Annotated in this window: 16 protein-coding genes and 1 tRNA gene; 8 read left to right on the top strand and 9 right to left on the bottom strand. The window is 58.9% G+C overall.

What is annotated here, in order from left to right; translation table 11 throughout:
- Positions 1–14: 14 nt before the first annotated feature.
- Complete coding sequence (gene trpA / locus THALAR_RS13735) at positions 15–806, bottom strand: tryptophan synthase subunit alpha (protein ID WP_021102188.1); 792 nt, start codon at positions 804–806, stop codon at positions 15–17.
- A 186-nt stretch (positions 807–992) separates the two neighbouring features.
- On the opposite strand from trpA, the gene ychF reads away from it, so the two are divergent.
- The 3 genes from ychF (at position 993) to THALAR_RS13720 (ending at position 3294) form a co-directional block, all read left to right on the top strand.
- Positions 993–2090: a redox-regulated ATPase YchF gene (gene ychF / locus THALAR_RS13730; RefSeq protein WP_021102187.1), complete on the top strand. Its 1098-nt coding sequence runs from the start codon at positions 993–995 to the stop codon at positions 2088–2090.
- Between the two features lie 387 nt (positions 2091–2477).
- A tRNA-Ser gene (locus THALAR_RS13725) sits at positions 2478–2567 on the top strand.
- A gap of 238 nt (positions 2568–2805) precedes the next feature.
- Positions 2806–3294, top strand: a complete 489-nt coding sequence (locus tag THALAR_RS13720; RefSeq protein ID WP_040818823.1) for a type I restriction-modification system subunit M N-terminal domain-containing protein — start codon at positions 2806–2808, stop codon at positions 3292–3294.
- Positions 3295–3811: 517 nt separating this feature from the next.
- Here the strand turns inward: THALAR_RS13720 and THALAR_RS13715 are convergent.
- The 8 genes from THALAR_RS13715 to THALAR_RS13680 form a co-directional block, all read right to left on the bottom strand.
- On the bottom strand, positions 3812–5308 hold the full coding sequence (locus tag THALAR_RS13715; RefSeq protein ID WP_083483481.1) for a DUF7056 domain-containing protein: 1497 nt from the start codon (positions 5306–5308) through the stop codon (positions 3812–3814).
- 10 nt (positions 5309–5318) lie between these two features.
- The gene (locus THALAR_RS13710; RefSeq protein WP_040818816.1) at positions 5319–5945 is read right to left on the bottom strand and encodes a class I SAM-dependent methyltransferase; all 627 of its coding nucleotides are present in this window, start codon (positions 5943–5945) and stop codon (positions 5319–5321) included.
- 1 nt (position 5946) lies between these two features.
- Entirely contained in the window at positions 5947–6891 is a 945-nt protein-coding gene (locus THALAR_RS13705; RefSeq protein WP_021102182.1) for a glycosyltransferase, read from the bottom strand.
- Positions 6888–7895 (bottom strand): lysylphosphatidylglycerol synthase transmembrane domain-containing protein, encoded by a 1008-nt coding sequence (locus THALAR_RS13700; protein ID WP_021102181.1) that lies wholly within the window; start codon positions 7893–7895, stop codon positions 6888–6890. The genes THALAR_RS13705 and THALAR_RS13700 overlap by 4 nt, the downstream gene beginning before the upstream one ends.
- 19 nt (positions 7896–7914) lie before the next feature.
- The gene (locus THALAR_RS13695) at positions 7915–9111 is read right to left on the bottom strand and encodes a glycosyltransferase family 2 protein (RefSeq protein WP_040818807.1); all 1197 of its coding nucleotides are present in this window, start codon (positions 9109–9111) and stop codon (positions 7915–7917) included.
- 696 nt (positions 9112–9807) lie between these two features.
- On the bottom strand, positions 9808–10704 hold the full coding sequence (locus THALAR_RS13690) for an IS481 family transposase (RefSeq protein ID WP_021102179.1): 897 nt from the start codon (positions 10702–10704) through the stop codon (positions 9808–9810).
- A gap of 183 nt (positions 10705–10887) precedes the next feature.
- Positions 10888–11811 carry an SDR family NAD(P)-dependent oxidoreductase gene (locus THALAR_RS13685; RefSeq protein ID WP_021102178.1) on the bottom strand — a complete coding sequence of 308 codons (924 nt, stop codon included), beginning with the start codon at positions 11809–11811 and terminating at the stop codon, positions 10888–10890.
- Positions 11812–11827: 16 nt separating this feature from the next.
- Positions 11828–12604 carry an IclR family transcriptional regulator gene (locus tag THALAR_RS13680; protein WP_021102177.1) on the bottom strand — a complete coding sequence of 259 codons (777 nt, stop codon included), beginning with the start codon at positions 12602–12604 and terminating at the stop codon, positions 11828–11830.
- A gap of 94 nt (positions 12605–12698) precedes the next feature.
- Between THALAR_RS13680 and THALAR_RS13675 the strand changes: the two genes are divergently transcribed.
- From THALAR_RS13675 to THALAR_RS13655, 5 genes are read left to right on the top strand one after another with little or no spacing between them, the layout of a single operon-like run.
- A complete protein-coding gene (locus THALAR_RS13675) occupies positions 12699–13868 on the top strand; it encodes an acyl-CoA dehydrogenase family protein (protein WP_021102176.1) in 1170 nt (389 codons plus the stop codon).
- The gene (locus THALAR_RS13670) at positions 13865–14287 is read left to right on the top strand and encodes a PaaI family thioesterase (protein WP_021102175.1); all 423 of its coding nucleotides are present in this window, start codon (positions 13865–13867) and stop codon (positions 14285–14287) included. The genes THALAR_RS13675 and THALAR_RS13670 overlap by 4 nt, the downstream gene beginning before the upstream one ends.
- 28 nt (positions 14288–14315) lie before the next feature.
- Positions 14316–14696: a Zn-ribbon domain-containing OB-fold protein gene (locus tag THALAR_RS13665; protein WP_021102174.1), complete on the top strand. Its 381-nt coding sequence runs from the start codon at positions 14316–14318 to the stop codon at positions 14694–14696.
- Positions 14693–15847, top strand: coding sequence for a thiolase (locus THALAR_RS13660; protein ID WP_021102173.1), 1155 nt, complete (start codon positions 14693–14695; stop codon positions 15845–15847). The genes THALAR_RS13665 and THALAR_RS13660 overlap by 4 nt, the downstream gene beginning before the upstream one ends.
- Positions 15844–17940, top strand: coding sequence for an acetate--CoA ligase family protein (locus THALAR_RS13655; RefSeq protein WP_021102172.1), 2097 nt, complete (start codon positions 15844–15846; stop codon positions 17938–17940). Before THALAR_RS13660 ends, THALAR_RS13655 begins: the two co-directional genes overlap by 4 nt.
- Position 17941: the final 1 nt, after the last annotated feature.

The following is a 17941-nucleotide window of genomic DNA, read 5'->3' as shown; positions in this document are numbered from 1 at the left end:
AGTTCCTTGAGGCGTTACGCCCTATGCGCGCCGTCGGCCAGTGACTTGACGAAAGCCAGCACGTCCTCGGTGCTGTCGCCATTGGCAATCTTCTGCACGATGGCGGAGCCTACGACCGTGCCGTCCGCCACGCCTGCGACGGCTTGCGCGGTCTCAGGGGTCTTGACACCAAAGCCTACGATGACCGGCAGGTCCGTGCTTTCCTTGATGCGAGCAACCTCGGGGGCGACGTCGGTGGCGCTGGCCTCGGCGGCGCCGGTGATGCCGGTGATCGAGACGTAGTAGACGAAGCCGGAGGTGTTTTGCAGCACCTTGGGCAGGCGTTTCGCGTCAGTCGTAGGGGTGGCAAGCCGGATGAAGTTGAGGCCTGCCTTCTGGGCGGGGATGCACAGCTCCTCGTCCTCTTCAGGGGGCAGGTCCACGATGATGAGACCGTCGATGCCGACCTCTTGTGCATCCTTCAGAAAGCGCTCGACGCCGCGGGAATAGATGGGGTTGTAGTAGCCCATCATCACGATGGGCGTGGTGTCGTCGGTGGCACGGAAGTCGCGGACGAATTGCAGGAATTTCTCCAGCGTCATGCCTGCTTCAAGAGCACGTTGACCCGCGAGCTGGATGGTCTCGCCATCTGCCATGGGATCGGTGAAGGGCAGGCCAAGCTCGATGATGTCGACGCCGGCGGCGGGCAGGCCCTTGACGATCTCCAGCGCGCGGGCCTCGTCAGGGTCGCCCGCCATCACATAGGTCACGAATGCCTTTTTGCCTTCGTCCTTCAGCCGCGCGAATGTGTCGTCGATGCGAGTCATGTGCCGTCCCCTGACTTATAGCTTCCAGCGGTTTGCACCATGACGCGGGGGGAAATCAACGGGGAGGTGGGATTTATTCGGTTACGGCGCAGCCCTCGATACGTGGTCGGGCCAAAAAGCCATATATGCTTGACCCGCCCCGCGCCCGGCCCCTACATGCGCGCGAACCGGAACTAGGAGAGTGTCATGGGTTTCAAGATGGGTATTGTCGGGCTGCCGAACGTAGGCAAGTCCACGTTGTTCAACGCGCTGACCCGCACCGCGGCGGCGCAGGCGGCGAACTTTCCGTTTTGCACCATCGAGCCCAATGTGGGTGAGGTCGCCGTGCCCGATGCCCGGCTGGATACGCTGGCGGAAATCGCGGGCTCCAAGCAGATCATCCCGACCCGCATGACCTTCGTGGATATCGCCGGGCTGGTGAAGGGCGCGTCGAAGGGCGAGGGTTTGGGCAACCAGTTCCTCGCCAACATCCGCGAGACCGACGCGATTGCCCATGTGCTGCGCTGCTTTGAAGACGGCGACGTGACCCATGTGGAAGGCCGCGTGGACCCGGTTGCGGACGCAGAAGTGATCGAGACCGAATTGATGCTCGCTGACATGGAGTCGATCGAGAAACGTCTGGTCAACATCGTGCGCAAGGTGCGCGGCGGTGACAAGGAGGCGGTGCAGCAGGAACGCCTGTTGCGGACCGCCATGGCGGCACTGGAAGACGGCAAGCCTGCGCGAACTGTTGAGGTCGACGAGGACGACAAAAAGGCATGGAAAATGCTGCAATTACTGACGTCTAAGCCGATCCTGTATGTGTGCAACGTGGACGAGGCGTCGTCTGCAACGGGCAACGAATTCTCCAAGAAGGTCGCCCAGATGGCGGCGGAGCAGGGGGCGGCGTCCGTGGTGATTTCGGCCCAGATCGAGGAAGAGATTTCGCAGCTGGAGGCCGACGAGGCAGAGATGTTCCTGTCCGAGATGGGCCTGGAAGAGGCCGGTCTCGACCGCCTGATCCGCGCCGGATACGAGCTTTTGCATCTGGAAACCTACTTCACCGTAGGCCCCAAAGAAGCCCGTGCCTGGACCATCAAACAGGGCACCCGCGCGCCGCAGGCGGCGGGGGTTATTCACGGCGATTTCGAGAAGGGCTTCATCCGCGCCGAGACGATTGCCTATGATGATTTCGTGACGTTGGGCGGGGAGCAGCCTGCGAAGGAAGCGGGCAAGATGCGGGCCGAGGGTAAGGCCTACACGGTTAAAGACGGCGACGTTTTGCATTTCCTGTTTAACAATTAACGCCCGGTAAACAGGGCTGTCGAATCAGACGCGGATGCGCTGGTTAACAAGGGGTTTGAGGCCAAAATCCGGCGTCTGCGAAGCGTCGGCACCCTGTCGGCAAAGCGTATGGCATGGATCAGCGGCTTTATGGGGTTAATGCGGCGCGCGGCCTATCCGAGGGACGTTCGCGCTACTGCGATCTTCTCAAGCAAGTCATTGCATCGCTCTGCCTGGCGGTCGGAGCCATCGACAAACACCGCCCGCGCGGGGCGTAGGTGCGCGGCGTCGCTGTCGGGGGTATTGGCGGTCCGTATGCGGAGCTTAACGCGCGGGATTGACCCCGATTTTCCTGCTGAGTGCCATTTTCGGTTGCTGCCTCTCAAAGCTATCGCTAAACGGGTCGGCGGAGACGTGGCCGAGTGGTCGAAGGCGCTCCCCTGCTAAGGGAGTAGGCCCGGAAGGGTCTCGAGGGTTCGAATCCCTTCGTCTCCGCCACCCACCTTTGCTCGTTGAAAATCAATGACTTACGGGTGCCCATTGACCAACATTGACCGCCATTATTGACCAAGTTTTTTGTTGAGCGTTTGATGAGAAACGAGTTTTAGTGTTCGAGACGATGCTGCCGAAGCAATGGTCCGGTCTCATCCGCTAGAGATGCATGTGCCTGTACAATGAAAGACCGTCAATTTACGGTCTCTCTCAATAACAAACAGATCAATTTCGGGTAGCAAGCTTGTCTCAATCAACAAACAATCTGGCGTCATACATTTGGTCGCTTGCCGACCTCCTGCGCGGTGACTTCAAGCAAAGCCAGTACGGGCGCATAATTTTGCCGTTCACCCTCCTCCGCCGCCTCGAATGCGTTTTCAGTGAGCGGAAAGCAAAAGTCTTGGCTGAACTTGAGCGAATTGAGGCAATGGCACTGCCCGAGGAAGCGAAGGAAAAGCTTCTTCTGCGGGCTTCTGGTCTATCCTTCTACAACACCTCAAAAATGGACCTGTCCACTTTGGGGGCCAGTGGCATCAAGGACAATCTTGAGAGCTACATTCAATGCTTCTCAAAGGATGCCCGCGAAATCTTCGAACATTTCAAATTCGGCGAATTCATTGGCCAACTCGCTGACGCCAACCTTCTCTACAAAGCGGTGCAACAGGTCAAAGGCGCAGACCTTCGTCCGGAAACTGTGTCGAACCACGACATGGGTTGGGTGATGTTGCGCTGAGCCATTATCGCCTTTCCAAAATCAAAGAGCAGAACCTTAAACTCGCAACTGATGCCGCTGATCTTGGCTGCATAGGCGTCGCGAACAGCAACCAGCGCTTCAGCCGATTGGTTACCCTCAAGCATGAGGTAATCCAAAGTCTTCTCGGAGAATTGGCCCTCAGCCAAGTCAGCTTCAAGGGAGTTGATTGCTGTGGGCGAGACGCGGGGGAGAACGTCTTTAGTGAACTGGTCTGCTACGCTTGCTGGTGCCTCGTTCTGGGCACCATGAGGGTCCGCGTATGGGTTGTTACCCTGTGCTGGCCTTCGGGGGCGCTGTAAGGTGCGCTGTGGGGCTGTGCGGGGGCTTGATGGTTCGGGTCTGGGATAAGTCCATCACGGACCGCCTGCGCTAACGGACGCGCACGGTGCATGCAGCTTTTCCAGGCGCTCGTGAAGTCCGCGATCTGTTCACATCCGAAGAGTGTTGGAAAAAATTTTGCGGGGCAGGAGATGCTTCGGCATGTTCTGAAAATGCGTTAGTCGTCATAGATGCCGCTAAAAAGCGGGGTGCGCTCGGACTTTGTTGGTGTGAGCTCTAGGTTGGTTTCGAAGGGTAGCATGATGTGGGGCGTTAGAAAGCCGTATCTGGTCTCTAGAACAGAGTTAAAGACGTCGCCCAAATTGTCTGTGCGATAAGTCGAAATCACAAGGTGAGGTTCAGCGCCTAGGAGCGCGCTGTAGAGAGCTGAATTCTGCCCTTCTTCGTTGGTTTTGCGAACGCCTTGGGCATCGAGCCATAGGCGGGGCTCCATGCGACGGCTGGGGATCATGCCGATGCCGTCGAAATAGGTATCGTCTTTGGCAAGCCGCGCCTCTGCGAACTGGACAAGCGCCAGTTGAGCGCGGTTGTCGTGATTCAGATACTGCACGTTTCGCACAGTGCTCTGCACGGCAATAGCTATAAATACCCCCACCATAATCGCGGTCCATCTTTTCGAGTGCCGCAGAAAAAAGGTTGCTGCCGCAGCGCCGTAGACCGCCAGGAATGGTAATGCCATGGCGAATACGTATGGCCATGTCTGATTGTGAAAGAAAACGAACGCGGTGAGCACGACCGCGTAGACAAGGAATATCCGCGCGGCATTGTCCAGTTTGCGCAATCGCGTGACGGACAGAACGAATCCAACGACAACCAATCCATATTGCAACGGGTTGCGCAAAAGCGTTTGCCAGACATATGCGTCGAGCCCTTCGTAGTAACTGCCGCCGTTGCGTGCGAGTTCGACCGGCCCCAAGAAAAGAACCTCCAGAACCTGCAGCATCGCCTGGCCGCCAAGCAGGGCGCCGTAGATTACTATGGCGACAGCCCAGCCCAGAATAAGCAGCCCTCCGCGCTTGATCGCGCACGTGAAAGAACGCATGCAGATCGCATCAATCACCAATGCGAACCCCAGGGCAAAGTTGAAATAGACCGATTTCTGCGTCGTCACGAACGCAAACCCGCAAAGCAGGCCGGCAATCAGAAGGGTTTTGGCGCGGTCAGCCTCATACCGGATGATGACCAACACGGCGAAAGCGGCAAACATCGTAGCAAGTGGTTCGGATCGCAGGCGAAACCCACGCTCGATAAAGTTGCTGAAGCTCAGCAAGAGAGCCACGGCGAGAAGCGCGGTGACACGCTCGTAACCCAAGGCGCAGGCGCATTTGTAGATGCACCAGGTCAACGCCAATGCAAGACATGCCGTGGTCAGCCGACCCGTTATCAGCATAGAGCTGGCATCCCAGCCAATCAGGTGAGAAAGTTCATAAAAAACTGCGTAGCCGACCGCTTTTTTTGGCCAAATCGCCTCGAACGTGCCGTCGAACAGATACACCGGCTGGGTAAAGTGCCAGAATTCATCCATCACGAAGCGGGTATTGACCGCCAGCACAAGCAGGATGACAATTTTCACCAGTACAAAAGCCCTGATCGCAAGTGATAGCCGTTGTTCTTGGCTAAGATCGGCGGGCTGGAAGTGAGCGAGTGCCGTCATCTCGAATACCCTATTTTACGACTTTGAAGGCGTGATTATGCGACCAGGGTTTGATCGACTTTTCTGCTACGATTGCGTCGGACCCGAAAACTGATGTGATCAGTTCCAGCTGCTCATCCATTGCCATGTAGGCCACATTTTTGTCGGCACCAATGTGAACATCGGCAATGTAACAGGCTGCATGGATCGGTGTTTTTCGTTTCAGCCAATCCTTGAATACGAGAACACCGCCCGGCATCAACAGCTTTTTTGCGGCTGCCAAGATGTCCGCGCGGATTGCGCCCGGCACGTGGTGCATGACATCGTTGATCACAACCAAGTCGAACTGCCCAGGGCACTCTTCAGCAAGATCTTGAGCGTCAATCTGGCAAAACTCGGCGCGGTCTCCGTCATACATGCGTCCCAAATGCGGGATAATGTCGATGCCCAGATAGGACGCATCGGGGAAATCCCGGCACAGACGTTCTGCCAGCGCACCCTCACCACACCCGATTTCACAGATCGCCGTCGGATCTGACCACTCCTGGATACAGTCCGCCAAATTCTCCAAATTGACGAAGATACTGCGGTACAGCTCCGAGACTTGCCTCTCATAGGGACCAAAAGCGCGTCGTACACTTGCTCCAATCGAACCCATGTCATGTTCCTCTTTTCAGCCCCAGCTTCAGCCGGGGTACTAATCTGTTCACTATCTGAGTGCTCATGAAAAAATCGCGCCATTCGAACGGGCCGAGCAAAAAAAACGCACGAAGGGCTGAAGCAACACCACGCAAACTTCGATGATGCAGGCCCGCCAAACAGACGTTGAGTGCGTTGGCCGCTTCCGCGCGCTTGCGGGCGCGTTTTGTCAATTGATCCGGCAAATGAGCCAGATGACGGTGGAGCGGTATCTCTAATTGGCGCTTGAAGGATTGCAGGTCGCGCGATCCGGTTATAGTCTGGGATTGTGCGTGTATCCGAAACGCCGAGGCGCGGGTGGGGTTCCAAGCCAAACCATTCTGCGCGAGGTTCAGCCAGAGATCCCAATCAGCCGTGTACCAAAGTTCCTCATCAAGGCCACCCTGACGCAGGGCGGCGTCGCGCCGGAACATGACCGCTGGCAACGCCAAGGTGTTTTGCACGATCAGGTGCGAAAGCGCCTCTTCAGAAGATAGGACACACTGCACATCTCCAAATGGCGGACACATCTGTCCGACGATGTTGCCCTGCGCATCAATAAGATCAGCACCATGCACCCAGATGTCGACGTCTTGATGCTGGGTGCTGATGTCTTGCAAAAGTGCCGCACGCCCGGTCAACCAGATATCGTCTTGGTGCAACATAGTGATGAGCGGTGCGCGTGCCTCACGCAGACCGATGTTTGTATTCTCGGTCCATGAGCTGCCGTCGGGATTGTCGATGATCCGGATCGGAAGACGGTTTTGCGCTTTCTCAAGCACAAGGCGACTGCCATCAATTGAGCCTTGATCGACGGCGATAATCTCAAGCCCGTCGCATTGTCCCTCAAGGGATGACAGCGCCATATCCAGCGTCGCGCGCCCATTAAAGACAGGCATGATCACAGAAAGCCATGCCCGTGTCATGGCACCCCCCGCTTAGCGGGTTGGAGACCTGCGAGTAAAAGCGGTGCAATCAGGAAAAACCCCAGGGTCGAGATCACCCGGAGTGCCAAAGCGGCCTCGACCGCCTGATCGAACGGCAAGCCTTCGCGTGTGAGCACGCCCGCCCAAGTCACTTCCACCACGCCAAGCCCACCGGGGAAAAAGGGCAGCGACATCAGAAACAATACCAAAGGATAGGCGATCAGAAGGGGAAGGATGTCCACGCCTGAAATAGCGTTGAGCAGTAAGACATTGAGTGCAGCAAGGACGGTATAGCCAAGAAGGCTTAGCGCGGTGACAGATGTCAGAATGCGGTCCGGCAGTTGCGCGGCTTTTTCGAAGCCCAGGCGCAGACGGGTGGCAGTTCGCGCCAAAAGTGAGGTCCCCTGATCCGCGATACTTGCCAGAAGCTTCGACACCACCTGAATGGCAAATCTTACGAAGATAACCATGGCGCCCAAAACGAGAATTGGGACAACCGCATCAAACACCCAACCAACCGTTGGCACCAGAAACAAAAAACTCAGAACTGCTGCGCTGATCAGTACGAGAAGTTGAAATGTCTGCTCCAAAGCCGACGTTCCCAAAGACCGCATGACAGGGATATCGAAACGCAACGCAAACCAGGCGCGAATGACCGGAGTGCAAAGCTGGATTGGAAGGATTTGCCCAGCAATTGCGGCCAATGTTGTCGCTGCGGTTGCATGCTGTAGTGTCAGAGTTTGACCCCGAGGGGACACGGCTTTCAGCAACACTCGCCAGCGCAGAGCAGCCAATACGACGATTGTGGCTTGGGTGAAGGCAATGGCACCATAGGTCCAAAGGGGTATGCGGGCGCACAAGGCTACGAAGTCAGCGACAGACGCGCCGCTGCCCAATAAAAGAGCGATCAACCCCAGCACCGCACCGGCAGTGATCAACAACACCATCCAGACGCGGTTCTGTTTTGTCTCAACTCCTTCGATGAAGTTTGCACCTCTCATCATGTTGTCATGCCCGATTAGATTAATCACCTATCGCAAACAGATGCCGTGAGCGATTTCCAGAAACCACCGACATAAGGAAACCGGAAAAGAACACTTGTGCGCCTATCACACACATCGTTCCGGCCGCGATCATCCCCCGCATCGCGCTGAGGCCTGCATAATCCGATGCGATCCAGCCGAATGTGATTGTGCTGATCCAAGCTAAGCCACCTGCAATCAGCAGCATGCCCGCCAAGAGCCAGTACTCAAGCCGCGACGCATTGAGAAAGGCCAAGGCGCGTCTGCTGGGTCGCCGGATAAGTTCTTTGTAATTGTAAAGCTGAGCAAACATCCCCATGGCTACAGTCTGCACAGAAATGATCATTGCGGCACTGGCCATAACAGCCCAGTGGCTGCCAAAGAAAACCCCGCCGATCTGCACGAGTTCGTCACCGCCGACAACAAGCAGGGCTGTCATCATGGCCAATCCCAACAGGCCAAGCGTGACGCCCGGTACCATGAAAAGCCAGCTTGGGCTCAGCAAAAACATGTAGATAAGGTGTCGCATCCCATCGCGCCAAGGGTTCAGATGCGGTGGACGGCCGCGCTCATCCGGGGAAAGGGTGACCGGCACTTCCGCGATCTTGAAATCCAGCAAGACCGATTTCAGAAGCATTTCGGAGGCAAATTCCATTCCCGTCGACGACAGGTTGAGTCGCTCCAATGCAGGCGCGGTCAGGGCGCGCAAACCGCAATGGGCGTCGCCAATATCGGTCTTGAAGAGAACCCGCAGAATACCAGACAAAGCTGGATTGCCTATGTAGCGGTTCTTCCACGGCATCGCGCCGGGCTTAATGCCGCCACGAAACCGGTTGCCCATGCACAAATCCGCACCGTTCAACAGCTCGCCAATCATCGGAACAGCTTCAACGAAGTCATAGGAGCAATCACTATCGCCCATCACCAAATATTGCGATCTCGCTGTGCCAAACCCGGAAATCAAGGCCGCACCGTAGCCGCGTTCTGCCACATGCACCACCCGCGCGCCTGTACGCAGTGCGATGTCTTGGCTGCCATCGTCGCTGCCGTTGTCAGCAACAATCACTTCTCCGGAAAGACCGTATTTTTCACGAATTCCCGCCAGAGCTTCTCTCGCTCTGAGAATGCATCTTTCTAGCGTCGTCGCCTCGTTTAGACACGGCAGGACAAAAGCGACCGAGATGGTTTGATTCAGCATGGGCCCCTCACTTGTCGAAAGCTAAATATCGCAACAGTTCGTTTCTGATATTGCGAATTCCTGTGTCGAGATTAAGGCATGAATCGCACCAATTAGTGGTTTACGAACTGAGGTTTCGTCCTTGTTTTGAGAGCCCTTTGATCAAAAAATTGTTACTCGGGCTAAAGGTCAACCCGACTGGCAAGAGTCAATGTCCATTGATTTCATCAAATACCCTAGAGGGGACGTTCGCGTCGTCTACTTTAACGGCAGCAGAGTCCCGCATAGCTGCCATCGGCTCCACCGAAATGCTGCGCGATCGATCAATGTCCGCTTCGGGGAAGCTGCATCGCGGCGACGCGACACACGGTCAATGGCCGGGAAGGACCGTTTGCGGCGGGGTAGGTGGCGATCCTGGAATTCACTCCAGATCATAAGCAGTCGTTAGGCAATTGCGCGGCGAACGACAAGTTTGAGCCCTGAGCGGAAGTGTCAAAATCCCGCTGCGCGCGCTCGCAGCACGGATTTTGCCGCGTAAGCATCATCTTGAGCACGGCAACGCGGCGCAAAGATCGGCCATTTGCGCCGGGTGCAGCGAGATTTCGTCAGGCAATGAGCTAGACGCGGGACTAACCGACCCTTAAAGAGGATGTTCTAAGGTCCGCTTTCGTCTTCGCCAAACTGTAACCTGGGCGGACCTGCGGGACACTTGCGTTGCTACTGTAGCTTGTCTCTGAGAGCTTCGTAAGGGGTTTGGCCGTTGTGCGCGCCGTGCGGTCTGGCGAAGTTGTAGAACCGCTCCCATTCGTTGAGTTTAGCCTTCAGATCGACGTCACCTTTGTAGCTGAGAAGTTGGTAGAACTCCTGCTGATCTGAACGGTGGGATCGTTCGACTTTGCCATTGAGTTGAGGCGTACCCCGCTTAATGTAGGCGTGCCTGATGCCGAGATCTTCGACATGCCAGTGGAATTTGGCTTGGAACTCGTGGCCATTATCCGTGCGAACTTCGCGAATGCGGAATGGGAACTTTTCGATGATATGATCAATGAAGTCGATCGCATTTGCCTGCGTGTGTTTCTCGTAAATCTTGAGGGCGCGAACTCTGGTTGCATCATCGATCGCTGTGTATTGGAAACGGCGAACCCTTTCGCCCTTTTTTCCTTTGAAGGTCAGAAACTTAACATCCACTTGGATATGATGACCTGGTGCCTGCTTCTGATAGCGTTTGGTGTGCAGTTTGCGCATTCGTGTGCCTCTGGGCAGTCGATTGAGACCGTTGCGCTTGAGAATGCGGTACACCCCGGCATCTGAGATTTTGATGCCGTGATAGCGCGCCAAATACCAGACGATCCGGATTGGCCCCAAGTGATACTTGCGACGCAGATACAGCACTTTCTCGATGATCTCGGGCGGCGTTTGGTTGGCCGGGTTTTTGGGAATTGATCTGGCGTTCTCTAGGCCGGCTTCGCCATGTTTCTGATAGGCATCGCGCCATCTATAAAAACTGGACCTTCCGACCCCAAAATACCGGCAGGCCTTGCGAGTATTGCCGATCGTCTCGGCGTGCTGAAGCACTCTAAGTTTGCGTTGAATGTCGCGTTCTTCGTTTGTCATGAATACTTCCTCCATCCCAAATCAGGGTATTTACAGGAAGTGTCCCGAGAGTCCGTACATATCTACAATTCAAGTTGTGAATTTTATTATTTATATTTATTAATAACTTATAGTTAAGTGCGGGCGGACTTCGTCTCCGCCACTGGCGCGCCGGAAACGGGTTTTGCGTCGCAGGTGAGGCAGTCAGACCGGGTCCCAGCAGAACACATCACCAGAGACTTCGAGCGGAACGAAGCTGCGTTTGAGCGCGGGGATTGCCTGGTTGCGCACGCTTGCGATATCCCAGCCGTCGCCGCCGTGATGCACAGAGCGCACGGGGCGGGATTGGGACATCAGGAAGATCTCGTTATTGCGCACGGCGAATATCTGGCCGCTGATATCCGCGCCCTCGTCCGAGGCGAGATGCAACGCAAGCGGGGCAATTTTTTCCGGCACCATTTCCTTCATGCGGTTCACGCGCTCTTCCTGCTCGGGGCTGTCGACCTTGATGGAGGAGGTCATGCGGCTCCATGCAAAGGGCGCGATGCAGTTTGAGCGGACGTTCCAGCGTGCAAGATCAAGGGCGATGGATTTGGACAAGGCCGCGACGCCGAGCTTCGCCGCGGAGTAGTTGGCCTGCGCCAGATTGCCGATCAGGCCGGAGGTCGAGGTCATGTGGATCAGGCTGCCGGAGTTCTGGTCGCGGAAGACGTCGGCGGCGGCGCGGCTGGTGTTGAAGGAGCCGTAGAGGTGGACCTTCACCACGGCGTCGAAGTTCTCGTAGGTCATCTTGTGGAAGAAGCAGTCGCGCAGGATGCCTGCGTTGTTGATAACCGCATCCAGCCGCCCGTATGTGTCGGTGGCCTGGCGGACCATCGCGGCGGCGCCGTCGGGTTCGGCCACGTTGTCACCGTTGGCGACGGCCTTACCGCCCAGCTTTTCGATCTCCGATACCACATCCTCGGCGGCGGTGCTTGCGTCGCTTAGGCCATCGAGCGATGCGCCCAGATCATTGACGACGACACTGGCGCCGGCCTTTGCGGCCTCAAGGGCGAGTGCGCGGCCGATGCCGCCGCCGGCTCCGGTGACCAGCATGACTTTTCCGTTCAGGGGGTTTTGGTCCGACATGGGTTACTCCGTTTGTTCAGGTGTTGTTGGGGCGGCCGAAGACGCCGCGCTCTATCTGGTTGGCGGCATCGGCGAGGGAGACGGCGACCGCCTTGAGGCTTTCTGCGTCGTGTTGTCCGGTTATGGTGATGCTGCTCATCCCGAAACGCGGTGTGCCATCCGCGTCGCGGGCGAGGGAGGCGACGATTTCAAGGCCGCGGAAAAGCTGTCCGTGGTCGAATGCCGTGCGCGTCTCACGCGCGGTCTGGACGTCCTGCCAGTAAGCGTCAAAGCCCGGTTCGGACTGCCAGCGCACCGCTTCATAACCCGCGCGGGTTTGTGCCTTGTCCAGCCCCATGGCGGCGGCGTAGCAGCGGCCTATCGCGCCGCTGAACACCGGCAGGCGGCTGTTGCGGGAGATCACGGCCTGCACGACGCGCTCCGGCGTGAAGCGGTCGATCAGGACGACCCGATCCGTTTCGGTGATCTGCCAAAGCGCGATCATCACCTGATGGCGTTGTGCGATATCGTTGAGTAGCGGTCGGATCAGCTCGGCAGGATTTGCGCCAAGCAAGGGCGTGACGAATTCCAGCAGGCCCATTCCGGGCGCGTAAGTTTTGTCTGTGGCGTCGAAGGAGATCAGCCGCTCATGCGCCAGCGTGCGCAGGATGTTGAAGGCGGACGAGACATTCAGCCCGGTTTCGCGTGCGATTGTCGTCGCGCCCATTGGCCGACCGCTCGACACAAGCAAGCGTAGGATCAGCGCCGCGTTTTCGACCGCTGGGACAAGTTTTTGACGTGTCTCGTCGTTCATGCTATTTCCTATTGCGAATGCCATTCAATATATAGAATACTGTTTGAGACGCAAGCGGCGCTTGGATGCGGTTCCCGAAACTGGAGTAGAAAATATGACGTCAGGTGTAGACACAGAGGTTTTTGAACAACTCGTAAGTGCCGTGGAGCGGTTTGCCCGCGAGCGGCTCATCCCCGCAGAGCGGCAGGTGGAGGAGGACGACGAAATTCCCTCCGATATTGTCGCCGAGGTCAAGGAGATGGGGTTATACGGCTTGTCCACGCCGCAGGAGTTTGGCGGGATCGGCGTGAGCGCCAGCCAGGAGGCGGTGTTGATCGAAAAGCTGTGCTACGCGTCGCTAAGCTTCCGGTCGATGATCGGGACCAATGTGGGCATCGGCTCGCAAGGCCTGGTCATGGACGGCACCCAAGAGCAAAAAGAACAGTGGCTGCCGGGGATTGCCAGTGGTGACATTGTGACCTCCTTTGCGTTGACCGAGCCTGACAACGGCTCCGACGCGGGCGGCATCCGGACCAGCGCGCGCAAGGACGGCTCGGACTACGTGATCAACGGGACCAAGCGCTACATCACCAACGCGGTCAAGGCGGGCGTCTTTACCGTGTTCGCCCGCACCGACCCTGACAAGCCCGGCGCGGACGGGGTGAGCGCCTTCATCGTGCCAGCGGACACGCCGGGGATCACCGTGGCCAAGCCCGACCGGAAGATGGGGCAGCGCGGGGCCAAGACCTCTGACGTGATTTTTGACAACGTGCGTGTGCCGGAAAGCGCGATCCTTGGCGGGCCGGATCGGCTGAACCAAGGCTTCCGCACTGCCATGCGGGTGCTTGATCGGGGGCGGATTCATATCGGCGCCATGTCTGTCGGGCAGGGGCAGCGAATGCTCGACATGGCGACCGACTACGCGCTGGAGCGCAAGCAGTTTGGCAAACCCATCGGGGAGCACCAGCTGGTGCAGGGGCTACTGGCGGATTGTCAGGCAGAGCTTCACGCGGGCCGGGCCCTGACGCGCAGCACGGCGGAGAAGTTCGACCGTGAAGGGAAAGCCGTTCTGGAAGCGTCCTGCACCAAGTACTTCTGCACCGAGATGGTTGGCAGGATCGCCGACCGTGCGCTGCAAATCCATGGCGGCGCGGGGTATATGTCCGAGTATGACATCGAACGCATGTATCGCGATGTGCGGGTGCTGCGCATCTATGAGGGCACAAGCCAGATCCAGCAGATGATTATCGGCAAGCGCACCTTGGCCCAGCGGGCGAACCAATGAGCGACGGAGACACGCCACGGCGTCTTGACCAGATGCCGGAGCAGTCGAACTTCTCGGCGTTGGCAGGGATCGAGATCGTGTCCGCGACGCCCGATTGCGTTGTCTGCACCATGGAAGTCACAGATGCCCTGAGCAACCGCAACGGCGCTTTGCATGGTGGCGCGATGATGACGCTGGCCGACAACGCGGCGGGGACGTCTGCGTTCATCAACATTCCGGCGGACAAATCCAACACGACGATCGAGAGCAAGACCAACTTCCTGCGCGGCGTGAGTGTCGGCGACACGGTCACCGCGCGGTGCGAGCCGTTGCACTTGGGCCGGACGTTGATCGTGTTTCAAATCACCATGACCCGCAGCGACGGTAAAACCGCTGCGGTCACCACCCAGACCCATATGATCCTTGATTGGTCCAAGTGACCGCTCAGAGCTGAAGGAAAGGACACCCATGACACAGAATGATGCATCCCAAGCGGGGCCGCAGGCGACTTACGAGGCGTTTCTGGAGCAAGGCCGCTTCATGATCCAGCGGGCGAAAAGCACGGGGGAGTACGTTTTTTTCCCGCGCATCTCGACGCCGACAGGGGCGACCGATCTGGAATGGGTCGCGCCTGCGGGTACGGGAACGGTCTACGCGATCACCGTGAACCGCAGCCGGTCAGGGTCCACCAATGTGGCTCTGATCGAGTTGGACGAGGGCGTGCGGATGATGTCGACGCTGCCCGAGGTCGAGACGGCCCCCATCGGTGCGCGCGTTGCGGCGCGGATCGAGGAGGCCGAGACCGGCAACCGGGTCGTGTTCGATCTGGTTGAAGGAGGCGCGGCATGAGCGGGCAAGGTATACGCGGCAAATCCGCGATTGTGGGCATGGCGACCGCTGGCGTGGGCGAGGCCCCCGGCTTTTCCGCGATGGAGCTTTTGGGGCAGGCCGCCGTTGCGGCGGTCGCGGATGCAGGTTTGCAGATGCAGGACATCGACGGCGTGTTTGCCGCTACCAGCTCCCACGCGTTTCCGACGATGAGCGTAGTGGAGTATCTGGGACTGAAGCCTCGGTTCTTTGATGGCACCAATGTTGGCGGCTCCAGTTTCGAGCTGCATTTGCTTCAGGCGACGCTTGCGCTGGAGGCGGGTCTTTGCGACGCCGCGCTGGTTTGCTACGGGTCGAACCAGCGCACGGCGGGCGGGCGACTGGTGTCGATGAGCGAGCCGCAATGGCACGAGACGCCCTACAACCCGCGCCACCCGATCACGGCTTATGGCTTGGCGGCAAGCCGGCACATGCACGAATATGGCACGACGCGGGAACAACTGGCCGACGTGGCGCTTGCGGCGCGGGGGTGGGCGAACCTCAACCCCGAAGCCTTCGCCCGTGGGCCACTGACGAAAGACGAGTTGCTGTCGTCGCGGATGATCTCGGACCCGTTGACCAAGGCGGATTGCTGTCTGGTGACGGACGGGGCTGCGGCCTGTGTTCTGACCCGCGCCGACCGCGCGAAGGACCTGACCGCAAAGCCGGTGTATTTCCTCGGGGGCGGGGCGGCGAACTATCACCGCTCCATCGTGGCGATGCCTGATCTTGCGACGACCGCTGCTGCCGAGAGTGGCCCCCGTGCGCTGGAGATGGCGGGTGTCGGGATCAAGGATATTGACGTGGCGATGCTCTACGACGCGTTTACGATCAACACGATCCTGTTCCTCGAAGACCTCGGTTTTTGTGCCAAGGGCGAGGGCGGCGCGTTTGTCGAAGACGGGCGCATCGCGCCGGGCGGCGAGCTGGCGGTCAACACCAATGGCGGCGGTCTGTCCTGCGTGCATCCGGGGATGTATGGCCTGTTCCTGATCGCCGAAGCCGTCACGCAAATTCGCGGTGACGCCGGCGAGCGGCAGGTCGACGATTGCAACCTTGCCCTGTGTCACGGCAATGGCGGCACCCTGTCCAGCCAATGCACGGCAATCCTGGGCTCTGAGGCTGCGTTGTGACGGACCTGAGCCATATTGACGGCTTGGTGGCCCCGCGCTCGGTTGCGATGATCGGGGCATCGGAGGACGTCACGCGGATTGGCGGGCGTCCGATTGCGGCAATGCTGAAGGCCGGATATGCGGGCCGCATCTATCCGGTGAACCCCAAGCGGGACACCGTGCAGGGGTTGAAATGCTATGCCAGCGTGGACGACCTGCCCGAAGCGCCCGACGCGGCGCTGATTGCGGTGGCTGCGCGTATGGTGCCCGACACGATCGAGGCGCTGGGCCGCAAAGGCTGCAAGGCCGCGACGCTGTTTTCTGCGGGCTTCGCGGAAGTGGGCGAGGAGGGCCTAGCCGCGCAGACGGAGCTTGTGGCGCTGGCGCATGAGCATGGTATCCGCCTTTTGGGACCAAATACGCTGGGCGTCTACAATGTCGATATCGGCTATTACGGCACGTTTTCCTCGTCACTGGACACGGGCTATCCCAAGCCCGGCAATATCGGCATCGCCAGCCAGTCCGGCGCGTTCGGGGCGCATCTGGGGGCCTTGGCACGGGACCGCGCGCTGGGTGTCTCGATGCTGATTACCACGGGCAACGAGGCAGATATCACCGTCGCCGATGCGATCCACTGGATGGCAGAGCGCGACGGGATCGACGTGATTTGCACCTATATGGAGGCGGTGAACGACCCCGCCGCGTTGCTGGCCGCGCTTGATGCGGCGCGGGCGGCGGGCAAGCCGGTTATTGCGCTGAAAGCGGGTCGCTCGGCGGTGGGGGCGCAGGCAGCGGCCTCGCACACGGCGTCCTTGACCGGCGACGCGGTCGTCGCGGATGCGGTGTTTCGAGACCACGGCGTCATCCTCGTGCGCGACCCCGAGGCGATGATGGATATCGCCTATGCGGCCTCCAAGAAGATTTATCCGGCAGCCCATTCGCTGGGTGTCATCACCGTCAGCGGCGGCGCAGGCATCGTCATCAGCGACGAGGCGGAACGCATCGGCCTGCCGATGCCCGCGATGCCGCAGGCGGCGCAGGCGCGACTTAAGGCGCTGCTTCCCTATGCGTCGCCGGTCAACCCGCTGGATTGCACCGCGCAGGCGCTCAACGACCCGTCGCTGTTGGAGTCGTTCACAAGAGCCGCGCTGGAAGACGGCGGCTATGGCGCGGTGTTGTGTTTTCTAACTTATGTTGCGGGCAGCCCCGCGGTCTCGGACGCGATCCTTGCGGCGATGAAGCCGCTGCGGGCGGAATACCCCGACCGGATTATCGCGTTTTGCGCGCTCGGTGCGCCGGAGGTGCTGGAGCGGTATGACGACGAGGGCATCCTGGTCTTCAACGATCCCTGCCGTGCTGCGCGTGCGATCCATGCGATTTGCGAGACGCGCGCCGGGGAACGGGCGACAAAGTTGACAGCGGCCAACTCCGTCACATTGCCAGAGCATGCACCGGATGAGGCGGAGGCCAAATCAATCCTGTCGGAAGCGGGTGTCGCCTGTGCGCCGGAAAGCAGAGCGGAAAATGCGGACGAGGCCGTCACGGCGGCGGAGGTTCTGGGCTATCCGGTCGTGATGAAAATCCTGTCGCCGGATATTATCCACAAGTCCGATATCGGCGCGGTAAAGTTGAACCTTCGCTCGGAGGACGATGTGCGCACGGCCTATGACGCCATCATGCAGGCGGCTGACACCCACGCGCCCGACGCGGCAATCAGCGGGGTTCTGGTGGCTAAACAGCTTTCGGGTGGCGTGGAATGCCTGATGGGCATCAACCGCGACCCGACATTCGGGCCGGTGGCCGTGTTCGGCCTTGGCGGCATCTTCGTGGAGATACTTGACGACGTGGCCCTGCGGATCTGCCCGTTTGATGCGGCAACCGCGCGGGACATGATCCTGTCCATACGCGGGGCACCGATCCTGAACGGCGCACGGGGGCAGGAACCGGCAGACATAGATGCGCTGGCGCAAATGTTGTCGCAGCTGTCCGTTTTTGCGGCAGGTGCCGGAGAGCGGCTGTTGTCGATTGACCTCAACCCCGTGCTGGCGATGCCTCAGGGGCAAGGGGCCTATGCGCTGGACGCGGTGATCGAACTGAACGAAGGGGCGCAATGAC

The sequence above is a fragment of the Litoreibacter arenae DSM 19593 genome (genome assembly GCF_000442275.2).
Taxonomy (GTDB): Bacteria; Pseudomonadota; Alphaproteobacteria; order Rhodobacterales; family Rhodobacteraceae; genus Litoreibacter; species Litoreibacter arenae.
The sequence above is the reverse complement of the archived record's forward strand: the minus strand, read 5'-3'. Positions and strand labels throughout refer to the sequence as shown.

What these genes read in the sequence shown, in the direction of transcription:
- THALAR_RS13695 (WP_040818807.1), bottom strand. Translation starts at nt 9,111, where the DNA reads ATGCTGAATCAAACCATCTCGGTCGCTTTTGTCCTGCCGTGTCTAAAC.
- THALAR_RS13690 (WP_021102179.1), bottom strand. Translation starts at nt 10,704, where the DNA reads ATGACAAACGAAGAACGCGACATTCAACGCAAACTTAGAGTGCTTCAG.
- THALAR_RS13680 (WP_021102177.1), bottom strand. Translation starts at nt 12,604, where the DNA reads ATGAACGACGAGACACGTCAAAAACTTGTCCCAGCGGTCGAAAACGCG.
- THALAR_RS13705 (WP_021102182.1), bottom strand. Translation starts at nt 6,891, where the DNA reads ATGACACGGGCATGGCTTTCTGTGATCATGCCTGTCTTTAATGGGCGC.
- THALAR_RS13685 (WP_021102178.1), bottom strand. Translation starts at nt 11,811, where the DNA reads ATGTCGGACCAAAACCCCCTGAACGGAAAAGTCATGCTGGTCACCGGA.
- THALAR_RS13670 (WP_021102175.1), top strand. Translation starts at nt 13,865, where the DNA reads ATGAGCGACGGAGACACGCCACGGCGTCTTGACCAGATGCCGGAGCAG.
- trpA (WP_021102188.1), bottom strand. Translation starts at nt 806, where the DNA reads ATGACTCGCATCGACGACACATTCGCGCGGCTGAAGGACGAAGGCAAA.
- THALAR_RS13665 (WP_021102174.1), top strand. Translation starts at nt 14,316, where the DNA reads ATGACACAGAATGATGCATCCCAAGCGGGGCCGCAGGCGACTTACGAG.
- THALAR_RS13675 (WP_021102176.1), top strand. Translation starts at nt 12,699, where the DNA reads ATGACGTCAGGTGTAGACACAGAGGTTTTTGAACAACTCGTAAGTGCC.
- THALAR_RS13660 (WP_021102173.1), top strand. Translation starts at nt 14,693, where the DNA reads ATGAGCGGGCAAGGTATACGCGGCAAATCCGCGATTGTGGGCATGGCG.
- ychF (WP_021102187.1), top strand. Translation starts at nt 993, where the DNA reads ATGGGTTTCAAGATGGGTATTGTCGGGCTGCCGAACGTAGGCAAGTCC.
- THALAR_RS13710 (WP_040818816.1), bottom strand. Translation starts at nt 5,945, where the DNA reads ATGGGTTCGATTGGAGCAAGTGTACGACGCGCTTTTGGTCCCTATGAG.
- THALAR_RS13715 (WP_083483481.1), bottom strand. Translation starts at nt 5,308, where the DNA reads ATGACGGCACTCGCTCACTTCCAGCCCGCCGATCTTAGCCAAGAACAA.
- THALAR_RS13700 (WP_021102181.1), bottom strand. Translation starts at nt 7,895, where the DNA reads ATGATGAGAGGTGCAAACTTCATCGAAGGAGTTGAGACAAAACAGAAC.